The sequence below is a fragment of the Burkholderia sp. Tr-862 genome (assembly GCF_011753085.1).
GTDB lineage: Bacteria > Pseudomonadota > Gammaproteobacteria > Burkholderiales > Burkholderiaceae > Burkholderia > Burkholderia ambifaria.
The window spans coordinates 14303-33090 of record NZ_VWWG01000003.1 but is presented as its reverse complement, the minus strand read 5'-3'; the positions used below and the strand labels follow the sequence as shown (position 1 = coordinate 33090).

The 18788-nt window shown below is 64.9% G+C and carries 18 protein-coding genes, 1 tRNA gene and 2 pseudogenes; 8 read left to right on the top strand and 13 right to left on the bottom strand.

Features of this window, described 5'->3' with window-relative positions:
* Positions 1–28: 28 nt before the first annotated feature.
* From scpB to F3J14_RS01685, 3 genes are all read right to left on the bottom strand, one after another.
* Entirely contained in the window at positions 29–1051 is a 1023-nt protein-coding gene (gene scpB, locus F3J14_RS01695; protein WP_166721492.1) for an SMC-Scp complex subunit ScpB, read from the bottom strand.
* A gap of 271 nt (positions 1052–1322) precedes the next feature.
* On the bottom strand, positions 1323–2525 hold the full coding sequence (locus F3J14_RS01690) for a pyridoxal phosphate-dependent aminotransferase (protein WP_166721491.1): 1203 nt from the start codon (positions 2523–2525) through the stop codon (positions 1323–1325).
* A gap of 64 nt (positions 2526–2589) precedes the next feature.
* Complete coding sequence (locus F3J14_RS01685; RefSeq protein ID WP_166721490.1) at positions 2590–3492, bottom strand: LysR family transcriptional regulator; 903 nt, start codon at positions 3490–3492, stop codon at positions 2590–2592.
* 431 nt (positions 3493–3923) lie between these two features.
* Between F3J14_RS01685 and F3J14_RS01680 the strand changes: the two are divergent.
* Positions 3924–4310, top strand: a pseudogene (locus F3J14_RS01680) (transposase); the annotation flags it as partial.
* A 211-nt stretch (positions 4311–4521) separates the two neighbouring features.
* Entirely contained in the window at positions 4522–4773 is a 252-nt protein-coding gene (locus F3J14_RS01675) for a hypothetical protein (protein ID WP_006754207.1), read from the top strand.
* A 192-nt stretch (positions 4774–4965) separates the two neighbouring features.
* On the opposite strand, the gene F3J14_RS01670 is transcribed toward F3J14_RS01675, so the two are convergent.
* Entirely contained in the window at positions 4966–5283 is a 318-nt protein-coding gene (locus F3J14_RS01670) for a hypothetical protein (RefSeq protein WP_006754206.1), read from the bottom strand.
* Positions 5284–5482: 199 nt separating this feature from the next.
* On the opposite strand from F3J14_RS01670, the gene F3J14_RS01665 reads away from it, so the two are divergent.
* The 3 genes from F3J14_RS01665 (at position 5483) to F3J14_RS01655 (ending at position 7046) form a co-directional block, all read left to right on the top strand.
* The gene (locus tag F3J14_RS01665; RefSeq protein WP_211080318.1) at positions 5483–6157 is read left to right on the top strand and encodes a YdcF family protein; all 675 of its coding nucleotides are present in this window, start codon (positions 5483–5485) and stop codon (positions 6155–6157) included.
* A 222-nt stretch (positions 6158–6379) separates the two neighbouring features.
* Positions 6380–6652, top strand: a complete 273-nt coding sequence (locus tag F3J14_RS01660) for a hypothetical protein (RefSeq protein ID WP_166721489.1) — start codon at positions 6380–6382, stop codon at positions 6650–6652.
* Positions 6653–6788: 136 nt separating this feature from the next.
* Positions 6789–7046, top strand: coding sequence for a hypothetical protein (locus tag F3J14_RS01655; protein WP_006758856.1), 258 nt, complete (start codon positions 6789–6791; stop codon positions 7044–7046).
* A gap of 43 nt (positions 7047–7089) precedes the next feature.
* On the opposite strand, the pseudogene F3J14_RS35510 reads toward F3J14_RS01655, so the two are convergent.
* The 4 genes and pseudogenes from F3J14_RS35510 to F3J14_RS01640 form a co-directional block, all read right to left on the bottom strand.
* Positions 7090–7235 (bottom strand): annotated as a pseudogene (locus tag F3J14_RS35510) (antibiotic biosynthesis monooxygenase); the annotation flags it as partial.
* 482 nt (positions 7236–7717) lie between these two features.
* Positions 7718–8926, bottom strand: coding sequence for an outer membrane protein assembly factor BamC (bamC, locus tag F3J14_RS01650; RefSeq protein ID WP_166721488.1), 1209 nt, complete (start codon positions 8924–8926; stop codon positions 7718–7720).
* A 141-nt stretch (positions 8927–9067) separates the two neighbouring features.
* Positions 9068–9144: transfer RNA gene (locus tag F3J14_RS01645), tRNA-Pro, on the bottom strand.
* Between the two features lie 172 nt (positions 9145–9316).
* Positions 9317–10030: a methyltransferase domain-containing protein gene (locus F3J14_RS01640; RefSeq protein ID WP_166721487.1), complete on the bottom strand. Its 714-nt coding sequence runs from the start codon at positions 10028–10030 to the stop codon at positions 9317–9319.
* A gap of 92 nt (positions 10031–10122) precedes the next feature.
* Here F3J14_RS01640 and F3J14_RS01635 point away from each other — a divergent pair, with 92 nt between their 5' ends.
* From F3J14_RS01635 to F3J14_RS01625, 3 genes are all read left to right on the top strand, one after another.
* Positions 10123–10377 (top strand): hypothetical protein, encoded by a 255-nt coding sequence (locus F3J14_RS01635; protein WP_166721486.1) that lies wholly within the window; start codon positions 10123–10125, stop codon positions 10375–10377.
* 14 nt (positions 10378–10391) lie between these two features.
* The gene (locus F3J14_RS01630; protein WP_348771932.1) at positions 10392–11252 is read left to right on the top strand and encodes a tyrosine-protein phosphatase; all 861 of its coding nucleotides are present in this window, start codon (positions 10392–10394) and stop codon (positions 11250–11252) included.
* Positions 11253–11501: 249 nt separating this feature from the next.
* A complete protein-coding gene (locus F3J14_RS01625) occupies positions 11502–13712 on the top strand; it encodes a hypothetical protein (RefSeq protein ID WP_166721484.1) in 2211 nt (736 codons plus the stop codon).
* 76 nt (positions 13713–13788) lie between these two features.
* Here the strand turns inward: F3J14_RS01625 and F3J14_RS01620 are convergent, their stop codons facing one another.
* The 5 genes from F3J14_RS01620 to rplT form a co-directional block, all read right to left on the bottom strand.
* The gene (locus F3J14_RS01620; RefSeq protein ID WP_166721483.1) at positions 13789–14202 is read right to left on the bottom strand and encodes a MerR family transcriptional regulator; all 414 of its coding nucleotides are present in this window, start codon (positions 14200–14202) and stop codon (positions 13789–13791) included.
* Positions 14203–14263: 61 nt separating this feature from the next.
* The gene (locus F3J14_RS01615; RefSeq protein ID WP_006753316.1) at positions 14264–14650 is read right to left on the bottom strand and encodes an integration host factor subunit alpha; all 387 of its coding nucleotides are present in this window, start codon (positions 14648–14650) and stop codon (positions 14264–14266) included.
* A gap of 72 nt (positions 14651–14722) precedes the next feature.
* Positions 14723–17152 carry a phenylalanine--tRNA ligase subunit beta gene (gene pheT / locus F3J14_RS01610; protein ID WP_166721482.1) on the bottom strand — a complete coding sequence of 810 codons (2430 nt, stop codon included), beginning with the start codon at positions 17150–17152 and terminating at the stop codon, positions 14723–14725.
* A gap of 96 nt (positions 17153–17248) precedes the next feature.
* Positions 17249–18262: a phenylalanine--tRNA ligase subunit alpha gene (pheS, locus tag F3J14_RS01605; protein ID WP_006753318.1), complete on the bottom strand. Its 1014-nt coding sequence runs from the start codon at positions 18260–18262 to the stop codon at positions 17249–17251.
* 148 nt (positions 18263–18410) lie between these two features.
* On the bottom strand, positions 18411–18770 hold the full coding sequence (gene rplT, locus F3J14_RS01600) for a 50S ribosomal protein L20 (protein ID WP_006052502.1): 360 nt from the start codon (positions 18768–18770) through the stop codon (positions 18411–18413).
* Positions 18771–18788: the final 18 nt, after the last annotated feature.

Here is an 18788-nt window from a genome sequence, read left to right as displayed (position 1 = left end):
CGCGGGCGCGGCAAGAAGTCGGCCGCGATTAGGCGCGGCGCTGTTCGGGTTCTGCTTCGTCGTCCGGCAGCGCGTCGGCGCCGATGGGCGCGCTGGCACTGCGTACGGCATCGGCGAGGCTGTCGGACGTATCGTCCAGCATCTCGCCGTCCGCGGGACGGGATCGTGAGGCGCCGGCGTTCCCAGCCTCGCGCGGCATGTCGCCGACCGCCTCCGCTCCGTCTCCGGCAACCGCGTCGGCGGCCGGCTTGCGATCTTCCTCGTTCCACTCCGCGCGCGGCGGCTCGGACTGCCCGCCGGCCGGCGCTACTTCGGCGCCGCCCTGTTCGGTTTGAACGCGATCAGCTTCCAGCGTATCGCGGTTCGGCATTTCGTGCGTCGACGCGACGTCCGTCGCCGCGTCACCCGGCAATTCGTCATGCTGCGCGTGCGGTTCGTCGACCGCCGCTTCGCCGGCTTCCGGCGTCGCTTCCACCGCCAACACATCGCCGTCGAAGTCCATCGCCTGCTGCGCGAGCAGCGCGGCCTCGATGTTCGCGGCGGGTTCCTCGAGCGCGGGCAGGTCGTCGAGCGCCTTCAGGCCGAGATCGTCGAGGAACTGCTTGGTCGTCGCATACAGCGCCGGACGCCCCGGCACGTCGCGATGCCCGATCACTTCGATCCAGCCGCGGTCCTCGAGCTGCTTGACCACCTGCGTATTGACCGTGACGCCGCGAATCTCTTCGATGTCGCCGCGCGTGACGGGTTGCCGATACGCAATGATCGCGAGCGTTTCGAGCACCGCGCGCGAATATTTCGGCGGCTTCTCGGGATGCAGTCGATCCAGGTAGTGACGCATCGCCGGCTTGCTCTGAAAGCGCCATCCGGTTGCCAGCGCCACCAGTTCGACACCGCGGCCGGACCAATCCTGTTTCAGATCTTCGAGCAACGTGCGGACCGTGTCAGCCGACACGCCGTCGGCAAAGAGCTTGCGCAAATCGCCGAGCTTCAGCGGTTCCTGCGCGCAGATCAAAGCAGTCTCGAGGACGATCTTCGCCTCTTGGGTATTCATGCAGCTAGGCCAGACCCTGTGGTCAAACGAACCGGATCAAACAGACGAAAGTAACGGAAGACGCGCTCGCCCGATTCTGATCGGTCATATTGATGGGAGCACGAACCGGGGGCGGCGAACCAACTTCAAGCCAGGCCCAAACCGGACGGAACAGCACGGCTCAACGACGGAACCGCGTGACTGAGCGCCATATTACGCAAAATCGCCCTGTGCGTAAAGATGAGCCGAACGGCCCCGCCGTTCCGCAGGCCCCAGGCGCTCCGTCCCCGCTTCAGCGCGAGCCCGCGCCGCCTGCGAGGAAGCGGCGCAAGCGCTCGACGCCTGCTTCGAGCCGCGCCGGATCGCATGCATAGCACCAGCGCACGAACCCTTCCCCCTCCGGGCCGAACGCGCGCCCCGGCGCCAGTCCGAGCCCCGCCTCGCGCACCAGCGACTTGCAGAACGCGAGGCTGTCTTCCGCGCCGGGCAAGCGCAGGAACAGATACATCGCGCCCGGCGGAGGCGGCACGTCGACGCCCGGCAGCGTGCGCAGCGCGGCAACCAGATGGTCACGCGCGCCGCGCAGCGCCGCGACGAACGACTGCACGAACGGCTCGCCATCGCGCAGCGCGACTTCGCCCGCGGCCTGGATGAAACCGGGGGCGCACGACGTGTTGTATTCCACCAGCTTCGACAGATCGCCCATGACCGGCGTCGGTGCGACCAGCCATCCGAGCCGCCAGCCCGTCATCGCCCAAGCCTTCGAGAACGAATTCACGACGACCACCCGCTCGTCGCGCGACGCGATATCGAGGAACGACGGCGCGCCGGCCGCACCGAACGCGAGTCGTTCGTACACCTCGTCGGCGACCACCCAGATGCCGTGACGTCGGCAATGCGCGAGTACGGCCTGCTGGTCGTCGCGGGACATCGTCCAGCCGGTCGGATTGTTCGGCGAGTTGACGAACAGCATCCGCGTGTCGGGCGTCAACGCCGCGAGCAGCCGGTCGACATCGAGCCGCCAGCCCACATCGCCATGGCCGAGCGGCACGCATTCGACCTGCGCACCGAGGATCTTCGGGATTTCGACGAGGTTCGGCCAGAGCGGCGTGACCGCGACGACGCGATCGCCCGGACCGACCAGCAGTTGCGCAGCCAGCATCAGCGCGCTCACGCCCGAACTCGTCACGGCGACCGTATCGACCGGCGTCGCGCCGTGCCGCGCGCTCACGTAGGCCGCGATCGCCCGGCGCAGCGGGACGGTTCCGAGGTTCTGCGTATAGAAGGTTGCGCCGTCGCGCAGCGCCGCCGCGGCCGCGTCGCGAATGAATGCCGGCGTCACGCGATCGGATTCGCCGAACCAGAACGGCAGCGCGTCGGGCACGTCGAAGCCGGCGTTCGCCACCTCCCTGATCAGCGACGGACGCAGCGCCTGGACTGCGCTGCGCGCCGCCGGTGCGCCCGTCGCCGGGCCGACATCTGCGGAATGCGTCATCGAGAACCGCCCCCGTGGAACAGGATCCGCGTAGTGTACCGGCGTGCGCGCCGGATCCGTACCCTCAGTCGAGATCCTCCGCCCGCGCCGGCATCTGGCGCGCGAGCTCCCAGATCGCCTGCGCGGCGGGCGACAGCGACCGGTCGCGGCGGCGCACCAGCTCGACGGTGCGCTCGGTACGCGGCGTCAGCGGCCGCGCGACCAGCGTCGATCCTGCCGGCAGCGGCAGCGACAGCCAGGGCTGCACGCTCACGCCGACGCCGGCCTCGACGAGCCCGAATACCGTCGCCGAATGCCCGAGTTCCTGCATGACGGTCGCATTCACCCGATGGGCAGCCAGCGCAGCGTCGATCAGCGGCCGGCTTCCGGACGCATGGTCGAGCAGCACGAGGCGCTCGCCGTCGAGTGCCGTCCACGGCACCTCCGCCCGCGCCGCAAGCGGATGATCGGCGCGCGCGACCAGGCAGAACGAATCGGTCATCAACGGTTCGCACACGAGATCCGCAACGGTGAGCGGCCCGATGACAACGCCGAAATCGACCTCGCTCGACTTCACCTTGCGCAGCACGTCGCTCTGCACGTCGTCGCGCAAGCCAAGTGTGACGAACGGGAACTGGCGCTCACACGACGCGACGACACGCGGCATCAGCCGGCACGCGATCGTCGGGCTCGCGGCGACGATCACGCGCCCTCGCCGCTGCTCGCCGATCTCGCGAATCTCGCGCAGCGTGTCGTCGAGATCGTCAATCAGGCGGGACACGCTCGCGATCAGGTTTGCTCCGACATCGGTCAACTGCACGTCGCGCGTCGTCCGGTCGATCAGCTTCAGCCCGAGCTCTGTCTCGAGCTCACGCACACAACGGCTCACCGCGGACTGCGTGAGTCCGATCTCGTCGCCCGCGCGGCTGAAGCTCCTGAGCCGCGCAACCTCGATGAAGACGCGAAGCTGGCGCAGCGTTACGTTCATCCCCTCACCTCATCAATCGTGGATACCGATGCGCGATTTTAATGCGCGAAACGCGCTTCGATGTGCGAATCCGGCATCGACCACCCATGTTTCGCTGCGGTGCAATATTCGCGCGAACGCACGCGGCACGGGCGAAGTGCACAAGATTGGTGATTGTCCCGATTTGCTGGCGGGTTATTTTGGCGTCTTATACGCCCCTAGCTGACTTAGCCGTTAGCCCGCTGCCAAGCGGCTCTCAAGGGAATCGCCTCCGACGTGGCACACATCGTGCTTTACCTGACGCACAGGGCGCAGGTTTTCGTCGGACGGAGGGCAGAAACGCCGCTGCCGGCCAACCGGACGCCCCCACCCGGCACTCGACGTTCGAGTGCCTGAAGAGTGCGCGGCGCAGGGCAGCGCACCGGAGTTAGCTTCGCTGAGGTGAGGACATGATGCTGTTCGACGATTTGAGAGATAACGAGTGGGCGCTGGTCGAGGGTCTGTTTTGCTCGGAACCCGCACGAAGCGAACGGCGCGGCCGTCCCCGCGTGGAGGCCCGTTCCGTGGTCAATGCCGTGCTGTGGGTACTGTCGACGGGTGAAGGCTGGTCCAAGCTGCCGGGCCGCTATCCGTCGCCGCCGACCTGCCGCCGTCGCTTCGACGAATGGCAGGCAGACGGTACGCTCGCCGAAATCGTCAAGCGACTCGGCACGAGCGGCCGCCAGATCTCGTTGCGCGGTCGCATCGGGGCAAGCGCGGCGAAGCCGCCGGCACCGCCGAGCCGCGACCGGCTGCGCGGCGCGTTCTGGACCAATCCGGAATCCTGGCGCGCCCCCGTGAAGATGGCGTAACGCATGCTCGATCGGGCGGCTTCGGCCGCCCGGTTTCTTTCAGCGCCTCGTTCATCGCATGGCGCTCGCGTCGTCGTCGGTCACCGGTGTCGTGCTGCGATACATCTCTTTACTATTATTTACAGCAAACCTGCCCTCCCGCGCTTACCTTAGCGTCATATCAACAAGCTGCGCCGGCGGCTTGAAGGGAGCCCCCGCCATGAAACCAATGTCACTGCTCGTCGCATGCGGCATTGTCATTTCACTGGCGCTGACCGCCCCCGCTCGCGCCGATGATCGCGGCAAGCAGCCTCACCGCCAGCAAGAGCACCGGAATACCCTTCGCCAGCAACCGCCTGCGACGGCGTCCAATCGGCAGACCGTGCCGCGCGGCGACTTGCGCGGCGACATCGCCAGCAACGCACGAGCGCGCATCGGCTCGCAGCCGTCCGAGTTGCCGCGCCATCCGTAGCCCGGCAACCTGCAGGTTTTCGTCAAAGAAAATTCCCCGATTCGGGAACTGCTCGATATGCGACGAGTCACATTCGTTGCCATGAGCACAGCGTGGCAACAGCAAAAGTATCCGGTACGCCCGTATCCTCGCGATACGGGCTTTTTTTCGGAGTGTCGCGCGGGATGGGTGCGCGAGGACAGGCGCGCGCCGCTACAGGCGGCTTTCGAGAATCGCCACGGCACTGGCTTCGCTCAATGCGTAGTCGTCCATACGGCGGTCGGTCCAGGAAAGTAATTTCTCGTCGCGCTCGAGGCGCGCACATTCGGCTCGACCGTTGTCGGTCAGCACCGCGATGTCGACCGGAGCATGAAAACCCGGTGCGGGAGCAACGGTCTTCTGCCTGACCGTGTCCATCAGTCCTAGCGACCGGAGATACTCGAACACGCCCGGGCGGCGCGCCCACGGTACCTGGCGGTACTGCACTCGTCTCAATGCGTCGAGCACCGCTTCGTTGGAATACGTGGCCATCTCGATTCTTTCTTAAAGTGCAGCGACAATGCGAAGCGGCGCGCCGGGCGGGAGCTCCGCCCGCCGATACCGCCACCGATTCTGGGGGCCGACGTTCGGCGTCGCGTTAGGGCCGGATCGTCAGCCGTCCATAAAAAGACACCATACCCCAATCAAATTGATTCTGTTCGATTCATTTGTACTTCTCTTCATCTGTTTCATGCTCTGCCGCAAGCGGCGGCGACAGATCGCAATCGCCGGCGTCGCGGTGTGCTGGCTGCTCGCAACCGGCTGGCTCGCGGCGCCGCTCATCGCGTGGACCGAGGCCGGCGTGACGCCGGTCGAGCACCCCGACATGCACGGCCGCACCACGTTGATCACCCTCGGCATCGGCACGCGGCGCGGCGAAACCGGCCTGCGGGTGCCGCCCGACGGCGAAGCGCGCATCCGCAAGACCGCCGCGCTCTATCGCACGTGCCTGCAGCAGGCCACACGCTGCACCGTGGTGATGTCGGGCGGCGACCCGCAACATCACGGCGAAACCGAGGCGGCTGTCTACGGGCGCCGGCTGGTGGCGGAAGGCGTCGCTCTCGGCGACCTCGTGCTCGAGCCGAACAGCCGTACGACCTACGAAAATGCGAAATTCACTGCTTCTATACTACGCTCACAACATGACGACACGCGCATTCTCGTCGCGTCGTCGTACCAGATGCGCCGCGCATTGCTCGATTTCCGCCACTTCGGCATCGATCCGCAGCCCGTTTATTCGAACCGCCGGCGCGCTCAGATGGGCTTGCTGCCCCGCTGGCACAATCTGGAAGACGCGAACCAGGCGTTGCACGAGCTGGTCGGCATCGCGCAATTCCACGTCTATCGATGGCTCGGCTGGTTCTGACGGCGCGACGGGCACCCGAGCAAAAGCGACGGTGCCGCCCCGGGATGGCATGCGCGTGACGGAACGCACGAAGTGTTGCGCGACTTCAACGAGGCCTTGCGCTGCGCCGCGATCCGATGCACATTGATCCGTCACTTTTGTTACACTCGACACGCACTCGATTGCAGTCGCCAGACAAAACGGCAACATTCGGGTTCATCACCACTTAGCGGAGGTAAAGCAATGAAGAAGACGTCCCTGGCTATTCTGGTCGCGATGTCGGCGCTGACTGGCGCAGCGTATGCGCAAGAGAGCACGCAAATCCAGACCATTACCGATCCGGCAAAGATCTCCGAGATCGAGCAGCGCGCACAGGCACTGCAACAGCAGCAGGCAGCCGAGGCTGCACAGCCGGCGGCGCAGGAAGAGCATCACCACGCCAAGAAGGCGATGCATCACAAGGCAGCGAAGAAGGCCGGCAAGAAGGCCGCTCCGGCAGAAGCTGCCAGCCAGTAAGTTCGGCGGCACCGCACACGCGAAAAGCCGAATCCGGGCAACCGGGTTCGGCTTTTTTGGTTGCGGCGCCTGCGCGCTGTGCTAAAGTCGCGCACCGAAATTTTCCACCCGTGCGCACCCCGGTGCGGAGGACAGCATGAGCAACATTCAACTCGACATCGAGTGGACCGAAGAAGCCACTCGCAAGATCAAGCAACTGATGCCGCGCGGCTCGACCGACGCCTTCCTCGCATTGCCACCGATCGAGTGCCTGCCGATGGAGGGCGACGTGCTTTTCCTCGGCCCGCAAGGCAAGCAGCAACCGTTCATCGTCGCCGAACGCCAGTATCATCACGACGGCGATGCCGACTGGACGATCATCCTGATTCTCGACGTCCCTAGCACGTCGCACTGACGGATCGCAGCGGCCGGCAACGCGTCCGGCCGCGCCACCCCGCTCACACGAATCTCCACAGCTCGCGGATCCCGGAACGATCGTTCCGTCCGCGACCGCTCCGCGGCAAGCCAGAATGTGCGACGAATGCGCATGCACGGCCAACGCAGCCTTACCCTCCCAACGCTCGACCAATACGAATCCCCGCGGCCGGGTTGGCACGCACTCGCTTTGCCGCCCCACAAAAAAAATTGCCCGCGCTTCAGAAGAAGCGCGGGCGAAACCGTCGCCCTACGAGGAAAGGCGACGGGGCCATCGGGATCCGCGCATGGCGCGGATCGTCATCGGTTTTGCGCCGGCGCTTGCAGCACCGGCATCTGAAGACGTGGATACCGTTGGTCGGACGGTCACGAAGCCACCCGCTCTCTGACGCCACCCTCCCTGTCCTCACGATTCCACCTTATAAAGCAGTTTGCGTGCCAGGCACATTTACGAAAGTACGCCGTTGATCCATAAGGATATTTTCTGCGGTCATGACGATGTAACACCTGTTCTGCGGCCGTAACGCGCGGATGTTACGTAACGTCACGACGAGGGATCGAACGCCCCGCACTCGCCGGCGCCAGCACGCGCGACAATGAAAAAAGCCCGCCGGAAGGCGGGCTTTTTCGAAGGCCGGGATCGTGCCGCGATCAGCGCAGCTGATTCACGAGCAGCCCCATGATCTGCCGGGCCGGCGTCGATGTATCGATCGCACCCGAATCGTCGACGACTGCGACGCGCGTCTGGTCGGACGACAGCGCCTTCACGTTGACGCGATACTGCTTCGCCTGCTTTTCCTTCTTGCCGTGGAACAGCTGGCTCCAGAAGCCCTGCTCGGCCGCGCTGATGTCCTTCGGATCGACATAACGCACGAAATACAGGCCCTTCGTGCGATCGCGATCGTCGACCGTGAAGTTCGCGCGATCGAGCGCGAGGCCGACGTGCAGCCACGAACGGTCGTACGGCTCGCCGAGCGTGACTTCGGACGGAACCGCAGCCGAGTCGACGTCGTTCGCTTGCGACGACGTACGCGCGACGTTCTGCGCGGCGATCGCCGCGGCGGCTGCCTTCGATGCGTCGGTGTCCGCCTTCTTGTCCTTCGGCACCGTGTTGTCGTTGATGTTCGCGATCGGCGGCTCGCCATTCTTCGCACGCTGCTCGTTCTGGGCGAGCACCGCCATCAGCCGCTTCAGGTATTCCGTCTCGAGCGCCGGATCGTTCGGCTTTGCTTCCCACTTGCTCGAATCGTTGTTCGCACCGGTGATCGCTTCGCGCATGCCCTTCTGGCTGATGAACACGTAGGTGCCGCCGTTCGGGGCCGAATCGAGGCGCGTGCGGTACTTGTTGCGCTCGGCCGTCACGTACGAGTTGCCCATCGCCTTCGAGATCACGCTACGGATCAGCCCGTCGTTGATCTGCGGGTGGGTCTCGTTCCAGTCGGTTTCCATCACGCCCTTGTCGCGCTGGTCGACGACGAGCAGGAAGCCCTGCTCCTGCCAGAAGCGGCGAACTTGCGGCCAGATGTCGGCGGGCTTCTTGCCGTCGATCACGAGCCAGCTCTCGGTGCCGTCGCGCTGGATATGCATGCCGGACACGGCGGGCGCGACGGTGTCCAACGCGGGTGCCGCTTGCTGGACCTGCTGAAGCGCAGACAGGGAAGTCGCGCCGCCCTGCGGCGGCAGCGAACGCTGATCGGCCGTCTCGTCAAGCATGTTGGGCGGCACTGCGAGCGACGCTTCCTTCGATTTCGAATCGCTCTTGTAGTCCACTTTCGTGGGCGACGACGTACCGCAACCGGCGACGAGCGCGCCCGTGGCGAGCACTGCAGCGAACCGCATGGTAAGACGAAGATCAGTCATGTTCGGGGAATCCTCTTCCGCTAAATCACGGCGCTTTCCGTGGATCAACCTTGCATTTTACCGGGGCCGCGCCGGGATGTGCAAAAAAGCGACGGCCAAGAAAAAACCCGCGTCAGCCTGAACTGACGCGGGTTCTTTATCTGGTCGGGGCGAGAGGATTTGAACCTCCGACCACCTGCACCCCATGCAGGTACGCTACCAGGCTGCGCTACGCCCCGAAAGAAAAAAATTATAACAGACAGTTGTCCGGTTTAGAACGGGTCGCATGCATTTTGTGAATGTTCCTGCGAAATTTTTTCGAGGTGGCGTGACACCACGTGACGCCCTCGACGCGGGCGGCAACGCGCATCCGGCCGCGCCTATGCGCCGGCCATGCGATCCGCCCAATGCTCACCGCTTGCGCGCGACACAGATGACCGTGAGGCCCGCCATCCGATTGAACCGGAACATCGGCAACTCGGCCCGGCAGATCAGCTTGAGCAAACCATTGACGACCGGATGGTGCCGGCGCAATTGCGACGCCGGTTCGCGCGGTTGCCGACGCGCCCGCTCGCTCAGCCGCAATGCCGCCGCGAGCGGAAACGTGAGGCCGAAGTAGTAGGCGCCGTGCTCGACCTCCAGTCCCGCACGACGCGCGACGTCTTCAAGACCGTCGAGCGTGTACCTGCGCTTGTGCTCGAGAAAATCGTCATGCGCGCTCCAGAGGAACTGAAACGCGGGAACCGTGATCAGGAACCGGCTGCCCTTCGGCGCGCCCGCCACATATCGCGCAAGCAGCCCGACATCGTCATCGACGTGCTCGAGCACATCCATCAGCAACACGAGATCGGCATCGAATCGATCGACGGCGCGCCGAAAATGGACGGGCTTGCCGGCTGCCTCCCCGTCGGTATCGTCGGGGTAGCTCGTATCGACACACCACGCTTCGGTCGCCTGCGTGCGCTCGAGCAAATGCTTGGAAAAGAACCCCGAGCCCGCGCCGACGTCGAGTATCCGGCTCGCGTCCGACGGGCCCAGGAACCGACGGATCGCGCGCGCCTTCGACGCGTAGTACCAGTGATCGCCTACATCCGCTCCCAATACGTCGAGCTCCTTCAGATCCATGACGCCTCCCCCGTGTCGGCCACCATGCTGATCCATCCAGCCACTGATGCCGATCTTACCGCGCCTCGGCCGTGGCACCCACGACAAGTTGCGTGAATCGCACCGGCAATCCACGTTGCGTCCTAATCGAAAAGGACGATGGCCGTTTCGCCGCGGATCGCTACCGTGCGCTTGCCCGGCGCGAGATTGACGCGAGATCGACGCGCACGGCACATCGTCCGGCTGCACATGCCGACCGAAACGGCACCGCCGCGCTTTGTCGCGCCGTGCGGCGTGCCGCCAGCGGTTTCGGTCGCAACCGCGGTCGCGACTTCCTGTCACCGTCTCCGAAAAAGGCCAGTGAATGAATCAGAAAAACGAAATTTCCCGTCGACACTTTCTCCAGCTGGGTGCGGGCACGCTCGGCATCGCGCTGGGAAGCACATCGCTTCTGTCCGCGTGCGGCGGCGACTCGATCGCGGTCGCCCCCGTCACGACGCCCAGGCTCGGGTCGGCAGCGAACTTTCGTGACACCGCGGGACCCGACGGAACGGGCTATGCCATCGCGAGTGGCGCAGCGATGAAAAAAGGCGTGATCTACCGGTCTTCCGCGCTCGCGTTGTCCGCGGCCGACCTCGCTACGGTCGATACGCTCGGCATCACGCAGGTGTGCGACCTGCGCACGACTTCCGAGATCCAGGCGCAGCCGGATGTGCCATTGGGCGGCGCCACGTGGCAGAACCTCAACGTGCTCGGCGTCGCCAATCTCAACCCGCTTCCGACCAGTGGCGCGACGGCCGCGGCCTTCATGCAGCGCATGTATCGGGCGTTCGTGACGTCGGAAACGGCGCGGACGAGTTACCACACGCTATTCGCCGGCTTTGCCGCGTCCGGCGGCAACCTGCTCTTTCACTGCACGGCCGGCAAGGATCGCACCGGCTGGGCGACGGCCATTCTGCACACGATCCTCGGCGTCCCCCAGCAGACGATTCTTGCCGACTATTTGCTGACCAACGTCTACAGCGCGTCGCAAATCGCCGCCTATGTCGCGCAGGCGCGCAAGAGCGGCGGCCAGGATGCGGCGGACATGATGGCCGCGCTGCAGAGCGCGCAGGACGCTTATCTGCAGGCGGCATTCGACCAGGCCGTCACGTCGTACGGCTCGATGGCGTCGTACATCGATAACGGCCTGCAGCTGGACCAGCCGACGCAGAATGCGATCCGGCAGCGCATGCTGGTCTGATCGGCCGTGCCGGCGACGACAGCGATACCGCATCCGTCGCCGAGCCGCCGCAAAACCAAACGACCGTTTGATCTTGCCGCCCTGCCACCGGGAATCCGTTGTCCTGTCGTGCGCCGCCCGGCCTTGCCCGGACGCCCGTTGTTTGGTAACGCCGCTCTAGCGCGCTATGCCACACTGCACGGCATCGACGTCCGCGCCGCGCACCGGCCGCGCGCCCTCGTCGATCACGACAAGACTTGGAGACAGACGATGCGGAATGCGGTCCGGCGCGGCCATCGCACGCCTTTGGCAATTTTCGACTGGATGGCTGCCCCGCGACGCGCGGCGGCCTCGGTTTCACACGGCACCTCCCGTGCACTCGGCTGCGGCACGCTGGCGCTCGCGCTGCTCTGCGCCGGTTGCGCGGAACCAGCCGCGCAGCGTGACGGCAACGCGTCGGTCGCCTCGACGAAAATCGAGCGAGCCAAGGCCGAACGTCTCGCCCATGAGCAGCAGATCGGCCGCACCGTGCCGTCGCTCGCGTCGATCCGCCTCACGCAGCCGCGCCCATTCACGCTGCGCGACTCGGGCCAGAACGGTGCGATGACGTTTCTGCGCGATGTCGATTTCCGCATCGTTAACAACCTCGGCTTCTTCATCCACCAGCTGTCCGCGACACTCGTGCCGACGCAGGCCGGCGCGCCGATCGTGTTCGATGATCCGACGAGCTTCGAGATCGACGTGCACGAAGGCACGGTCACACTCGACAACACGAAGCTGACCGCACTCTTCGACACCTACATCTTCGGTTACCGCAACGCACCGCTGCGCAAGCTCGCCGTATCGGCCGGCGACGGCGTGATCCACCTGCAAGGCGAGTTGCAGCGCGACGGCTGGGTGCCGTTCTCGCTGACCGGCACGCTGGCGATCCGCGACGGCAGTCAGCTCGTGTTCCATCCGAGCGGCGTGCGCGTATCGGGCATCAATGCGCAGCCGGTGATGCACGCGGCCAACGTGAAGATGGCCGACCTGCTGAAGGTCGAGACACCGATCGCACGGCTCGTCGGCGACGACCTCGTGATGTCGGTCGACAAGCTGATGCCGCCGCCGCGGCTGAAGATCCGGATCACCGCGCTGCGCGTGACGCCGGCCGGACTCGACCTGACGCTCGACGACGGCTCGCACGCCGGCTTCGCGCTGCCCGCGAATGCGCCGCAACAGGCGATGTACATTCGCGGTGGCGACGTGAAATTCATGCGCTCGATGCCGATGAACGCCGACATCCTGATCAGCCCCGTCGATCCGACGAAGCGCGACCAGAATTTCGTATTCGACCTGTACCACTATCGCGACCAGGTGTCGGCCGGTTATTTCAATTTCGACGAAAGCGGTGCGATGGCGATCCGGATGCCGTCGTATGCGGGCCCCGCGAGCGGCGCGCCGCTGGGCAATGCGGCAGCACGCCTGAACGACAGCTTCCTCGCCGCGCAGCAGAACGCGTTGCGCGACTTGCGCCAGCACTGGGAAGCGTTTGCGCTCGCGGCCACCGGAGCACAGCCCGGCATGCAGAAAGTCTCGATGCGACGCTCGTCAACCACGCCGTTCAACGAACGGCACGTGTCGAACCGCAACCCGACGATCCACCTGCACAACGTCGACTTCAACCTGTCCGGCGACATCGGCTTCCACGTCGAGGATCTCGATGTGCAGCTCATCGCGAAACGGCCGGGCGAACCGGTCGACCTCGACGATCCGAACCAGTACGACATCCGCATTCTCGGCGGGACGGTCGTCGAATCGTGGAAGGCGATGTCGGCGCTCTTCAACAACTATCTGCTCGATTATTCGCCTCGCTCGTTGAATGATCTGCAACTGAGCGCGGATGGCCAGGAACTGCGCGTCCAGGGCGGCATCAAGCTCTGGAATCACGTGCCCGGCGTGTGGCTGCCAACCGACATGAAGGGCTCGCTGTCGGTGCTCGACGACCGGCACCTCGCGTTCAAGCCGTCGCAGGTGTCGGTGCTCGGCATTCCGCAGGCGAAGCTGCTGCGCTCGCTCGGCATCGAACTCGCGTCGCTGACGCCGCTGCAGCGCCGCGGCGCGGAACTGCGCGGCGACACGCTCGTGCTCGATCAGTACACCGTATTTCCGCCGCCGGTGCTGAGCGGAAAGCTCGCCCAGGCGACGGTCGAACGCGACGGACTGCGTCTCACGTTCCGGCGTGCCGCCGACGCACCGGTGCCGAAGCGCCCGCAGATCGACGCACCGAGCTACATGTGGATGGACGGCGGCGACATGAAAATGTTCAACGTACTCGAACTGAATGTGCGCGCACTGATTCGGAACTCTGCCGACGCCGGCCCGATGCGTTTCGACCTGTACGGCTACCGCAGCCAGGTCGCGCAGGGCTCGGTGCGGATGCTGCCGGACGGCACGCTGGTCGTCGACATGGGCAAGCCGAACCCGATCGCATCGCGCTGACAGCGCGGGCCCGCGTGCATGAAAAAAGCCCGGTGGCACTTCGCCAACCGGGCTTTTCTTGATTCGAGCGCCACGCTCAGTCGTGCTTCAGTCCGTCGATCACGTCGAGGAGCGCCTGCCGCAACGCGTTCACGTCGACTATTGCCCCCTGCTTGTCCGGCGCACGCTCATCGGCTGCCGGCATGTCCGGCACGGCCGGTGCAACGGCACCGCGTTCGCTGCCCGGTGAATCGAGCCGGTTGCGCGCCCCGTTGATCGTGAACCCTTGTTCGTACAGCAACTCGCGAATCCGCCGTATCAGCAGCACTTCGTGATGCTGGTAGTACCGGCGATTGCCACGCCGCTTCACCGGCCGCAACTGCGTGAATTCCTGTTCCCAGTAACGCAGCACGTGCGGCTTGACCCCGCACAGCTCACTGACCTCACCGATCGTGAAGTAGCGCTTCGCGGGAATCGGAGGCAAGACGACTTTCTCAACCGTAGTGGTCATCGTCGGTTAACCGTCGGTAAAGGGTGCGCGGCGGCCGCGCGGAGACGTCAACGCGCGGGCGTTATTCCACGCCGTTTTCGACCAGCGCCTTCAGCTTCTGGCTCGCGTGGAAGGTTACGACCCGGCGGGCCGCGATTGGAATCGCCTCGCCCGTCTTCGGATTGCGGCCCGGACGCTGCGGCTTGTCGCGCAGCTGGAAATTGCCGAACCCCGACAGCTTGACGCTTTCACCGTTTTCGAGCGCGTCGCGGATCACTTCGAAAAAAGCCTCGACCATGTCCTTCGCTTCACGCTTGTTCAGCCCGACGCTGTCGAACAGCAGCTCCGCCAGTTCCGCTTTCGTCAGCGTCGGCGTCTCGGTGGACGCCGGCGCCGAAGCGTCGCGGTTCATGGCGCTGCGTTGCGCCGTCAGGAGGGCTTCGAATTCACTCGAGGTCATGTCGTTCATATCTGCCATACAGCGCGTTAAACCAAAACTTACGATGGGGAAAAGCCGCCCGCCAACGGGCGGCCCCTCTCCTTAGCCGCGCAGGCGAGCACCGGCACGAGCCATTCGCTCGACCAGGGTCTGGATCGCCTGATCGACGACCTCGTCCTGTAGCGTGCCAGCCGCGTCCTGCAGCGTCACGCGGAAGGCAAGGCTCTTCTCGTGCGCGGCAAGGCCACCGGAAGTATTTGATTTTGCACGAAATTCGTCGAAGAGTACAACCTTCTGAACGAATCGGCAGGCGTCGTCGGCCAGCGCCTTCTTCATTTCGTCGAAAAGTGCCTGAACCTCGACCGCCTGATCGACCACGACGGCGATATCGCGCCGCACCGGCGGGAATTTCGACACGTCGGTCGGTGCCGGCAGCGCACGCGCGATCAGCGCGTCCGCGTCGATTTCGAACATCACCGGCGCGTGCGACAGCTCGTACTTCTGCATCAGGCGCGGATGCAGCTCGCCGATCCAGCCGACCGCACGACCATCGACTTCGATGCGCGCGCTGCGGCCCGGATGAAGGGCCGGATGTTCGGCCTTCACGAAGCGCGCGGCGGCCGGTGCGAGCAGCGCCTCGAGATCGCCCTTCACGTCGAAGAAATCGACAGCGCGGGTCGCCACGCCCCACTGCTCGTCGACCGCCGGGCCGTACGCGAGCGCGCCGACACGTTTCGGCTGCGTGTAGCCTTCGACGGTCAGCTCGCCGGCCTTCACCGACGGATCGGCGAGGAACACGCGGCCCGCCTCGAACACGCGCACGCGATCCGCGCGACGGTTCAGGTTGTGGCGCAGCACCGAGATCAGGCTGCCGAACAGCGTCGTGCGCATCACCGACAGCTGGCTCGCGATCGGGTTCAGCAGGCGGATCGGGTTGTCGTTGCCGGCGAAATCGTGCTCCCACTCCGCATCGACGAAGCTGAAGTTGACCGTTTCCGCGTAGTCGCGCGCCGCAAGCGCATGACGGATGTCGTGGATCGAACGCTGCGTCTCGTTGGTCGCGCGCATCTCGCTCGTCGCGACCGGCGGACGCGCCGGAATCTTCTCGAAGCCGTAAATGCGTGCGACTTCCTCGATCAGGTCTTCCTCGATCTCGATGTCGAAGCGGTGCGACGGCGGCGTGACCAGGAACGCGTCGTCGTCACGCTCGAACGGCAGGCCGAGGCGCGTGAAGATGTCCGCGATCTCGTCGGCGTCGATCTTCACGCCGATGATGCGGTTCGCGCGCGATACGCGCATCTTCACCGGCGCGCGCTGCGGCAGGTTGACCGCCTGATCGTCGATCGGGCCGGCCTTGCCGCCGCAGATCTCGAGAATCAGTTGAGTAATGCGCTCGACGTGCTCGACGGTCGTCGCGTAGTCGACGCCGCGCTCGAAGCGATGGGCCGCATCGGTCGAGAAGTTGTACTTGCGCGCGCGGCCACGGATACTGTCCGGCCACCAGAACGCGGCTTCCAGGTAGATGTTGGTCGTGTCGAGCGTGACGGCCGTGCTGTCGCCGCCCATGATGCCCGCGAGGCTTTCAACGTGGCGGTCGTCCGCGATCACGCCGACCGTTTCGTCGAGTTCGACCGTATTGCCGTTCAGCAGCTTCAGCGACTCGCCGCGCTTGCCCCAGCGCACCTCGATGCCGCCGTGGATCTTGTCCAGGTCGAACACGTGCGACGGACGCCCGAGCTCGAACATCACGTAGTTCGAGATGTCGACGAGCGCCGACACGCTGCGCTGGCCCGAACGCTCGAGGCGCTCGACCATCCATTGCGGCGTCTTCGCATGCGCGTTCACGCCGCGGATCACGCGGCCGGAGAATCGGCCGCACAGATCGGGCGCGGCAATGCGCACGGGCAGCGTCTCGTCGAGCTCGACGCGCACCGGACGGATATCGACCGGCGTCAGCGGAGCGCCGGTGATCGCGGCCGTCTCGCGCGCGATGCCGAACACGGACAGGCAATCGGCCTTGTTCGGCGTCAGCTTGATTTCGAAGATCGTGTCGTCGAGATTGAGCGTGTCGCGGATGTCCTGACCGACCGGCGTGTCTTCCGGCAGGATCAGCAGGCCGCTGTGGTCTTCGGACAGCTTCAGTTCGCGCGCCGAGCACAGCATCCCCTGGCTCTCCACGCCGCGCAGCTTCGACAGCTTGATCGCGAACGGCTTGCCGCCCTCTTCCGCCGGCGGCAGTTCCGCGCCGACCAGTGCGACCGGCACCTTGATGCCGGGCGCCACGTTCGGTGCGCCGCAAACGATATTCAGCGTCGCGCCGGTGCCGGCGTCGACCTGGCAGACATTGAGCTTGTCCGCATCCGGATGCTTGACGACTTCGAGCACGCGGCCGACGACGATCTTCGACGTCGGCGGCGCAGCCTTGCTCAGCGATTCGACTTCGAGCCCCGCCATCGTCAGCGCGTGCGACAGTTCGTCGGTCGTCAGCTGCGGGTCGACAAAGGTTCTCAACCAGGATTCAGGGAATTGCATGGATGTCTACGTTCGAAACAGGTTAGATCGACGCCCGGGCCCCGTCGGAAACGTCCGGCGGGGCGTGCGCGGGCACATGTCGGCGCGGCGCGTGCGTTATGCGAACTGGCGCAGGAAACGCAGATCGTTCTCGAAGAACAGCCGGAGATCCTGCACGCCGTAGCGCAGCATCGTCAGGCGCTCGAGGCCGCTGCCGAACGCAAAGCCGATGTAGCGCTCGGGATCGAGGCCCATGTTGCGGATCACGGTCGGATGCACCTGCCCCGAGCCCGAGATCTCGAGCCATTTGCCGGCGTTCTTGCCGTGCTCGAACATCATGTCGATCTCGGCCGACGGTTCCGTGAACGGGAAATACGATGGACGGAAGCGCACGAGGATGTCGTCGCGCTCGAAGAATTTCTTCAGGAAATCGGTATAGACGCCCTTGAGGTCGGCGAAGCTGATATTTTCGTCGATCCACAGCCCCTCGACCTGATTGAACATCGGCGAGTGGGTCGCATCGCTGTCCACGCGATACGTGCGGCCCGGCGCGATCACCTTGATCGGCGGACGGTTCATGCGCGCGTAACGCACCTGCATCGGGCTCGTGTGCGTGCGCAGCAGCAGCTGGCGGCCGTCGGCATCCTTGCCTTCGACGTAGAAGGTGTCCTGCATCGAACGCGCCGGATGGTTCTCCGGGCTGTTCAGCGACGTGAAGTTGTACCAGTCGGTCTCGATTTCGGGACCGTCGGCCACGTCGAAACCGATCGAGCGGAAAATCTGTTCGACGCGCTCCCACGTGCGCATCACCGGGTGCAGGCTGCCTGCACCGGCGCCGCGGCCCGGCAGCGTGACGTCGATCGCCTCGGCGGCGAGGCGCTGGTTCAGCAACGCGTCGGCCAATGCCTGACGGCGTGCGGTCAGCGCGGCTTCAACCTGCTGCTTCGCGACGTTGATGCGTGCGCCTTCGGTCTTGCGTGCTTCGGGATCGAGCTTGCCGAGGCCCTTGAGCAACTCGGTCAGCGCACCCGACTTGCCGAGAAATCGTGCTTTCTCGTTTTCGAGCGTGGTGATGTCGGCAGCCTGTTCGAAGGACTGCTGCGCGTCGGCGACAATCTGGTCCAGATCCATAGATCCCATCATTTCCAACGTCATTCGGTCTTGGCGAGCAAATCTGCCCACCAAACAAAAAAGGGGCTCGGAAGAGCCCCGTTTTCGCTGCAGCGGCCGAAACTACCGGAACATCGCTGCAACTAACCACGCAGTGCTAATTTCGCAATTAGGCTGCAACGGCGGCTTTCACCTGCTGGACGATCGCAGCAAAAGCAGCCTTGTCGAACACCGCCATGTCGGCCAGGACCTTGCGGTCGAGTTCGATCGACGCCTTCTTCAGGCCGTTGATGAACACGCTGTAGGTCATGTCGTGCTGGCGAACTGCCGCGTTGATACGCGTGATCCACAGTGCGCGGAACACACGCTTCTTGTTGCGGCGATCGCGGTACGCGTACTGACCAGCGCGCATCACCGCCTGCTTGGCGATGCGGTAGACGTTATTGCGACGGCCGCGATAACCCTTGGCCAGCTTGATGATCTTCTTGTGGCGGGCCCGTGCGGTTACCCCACGTTTGACTCGAGGCATGTTTCTCTCCTTAGAGTA

Bases quoted from the DNA above. Each gene is read 5' to 3' on its own strand.
- scpB (WP_166721492.1), bottom strand. From the start codon at position 1,051: ATGAATACCCAAGAGGCGAAGATCGTCCTCGAGACTGCTTTGATCTGC.
- F3J14_RS01690 (WP_166721491.1), bottom strand. From the start codon at position 2,525: ATGACGCATTCCGCAGATGTCGGCCCGGCGACGGGCGCACCGGCGGCG.
- F3J14_RS01685 (WP_166721490.1), bottom strand. From the start codon at position 3,492: ATGAACGTAACGCTGCGCCAGCTTCGCGTCTTCATCGAGGTTGCGCGG.
- F3J14_RS01675 (WP_006754207.1), top strand. From the start codon at position 4,522: ATGAAACCAATGTCACTGCTCGTCGCATGCGGCATTGTCATTTCACTG.
- F3J14_RS01670 (WP_006754206.1), bottom strand. From the start codon at position 5,283: ATGGCCACGTATTCCAACGAAGCGGTGCTCGACGCATTGAGACGAGTG.
- F3J14_RS01665 (WP_211080318.1), top strand. From the start codon at position 5,483: ATGCTCTGCCGCAAGCGGCGGCGACAGATCGCAATCGCCGGCGTCGCG.
- F3J14_RS01660 (WP_166721489.1), top strand. From the start codon at position 6,380: ATGAAGAAGACGTCCCTGGCTATTCTGGTCGCGATGTCGGCGCTGACT.
- F3J14_RS01655 (WP_006758856.1), top strand. From the start codon at position 6,789: ATGAGCAACATTCAACTCGACATCGAGTGGACCGAAGAAGCCACTCGC.
- bamC (WP_166721488.1), bottom strand. From the start codon at position 8,926: ATGACTGATCTTCGTCTTACCATGCGGTTCGCTGCAGTGCTCGCCACG.
- F3J14_RS01640 (WP_166721487.1), bottom strand. From the start codon at position 10,030: ATGGATCTGAAGGAGCTCGACGTATTGGGAGCGGATGTAGGCGATCAC.
- F3J14_RS01625 (WP_166721484.1), top strand. From the start codon at position 11,502: ATGCGGAATGCGGTCCGGCGCGGCCATCGCACGCCTTTGGCAATTTTC.
- F3J14_RS01620 (WP_166721483.1), bottom strand. From the start codon at position 14,202: ATGACCACTACGGTTGAGAAAGTCGTCTTGCCTCCGATTCCCGCGAAG.
- F3J14_RS01615 (WP_006753316.1), bottom strand. From the start codon at position 14,650: ATGAACGACATGACCTCGAGTGAATTCGAAGCCCTCCTGACGGCGCAA.
- pheT (WP_166721482.1), bottom strand. From the start codon at position 17,152: ATGCAATTCCCTGAATCCTGGTTGAGAACCTTTGTCGACCCGCAGCTG.
- pheS (WP_006753318.1), bottom strand. From the start codon at position 18,262: ATGGATCTGGACCAGATTGTCGCCGACGCGCAGCAGTCCTTCGAACAG.
- rplT (WP_006052502.1), bottom strand. From the start codon at position 18,770: ATGCCTCGAGTCAAACGTGGGGTAACCGCACGGGCCCGCCACAAGAAG.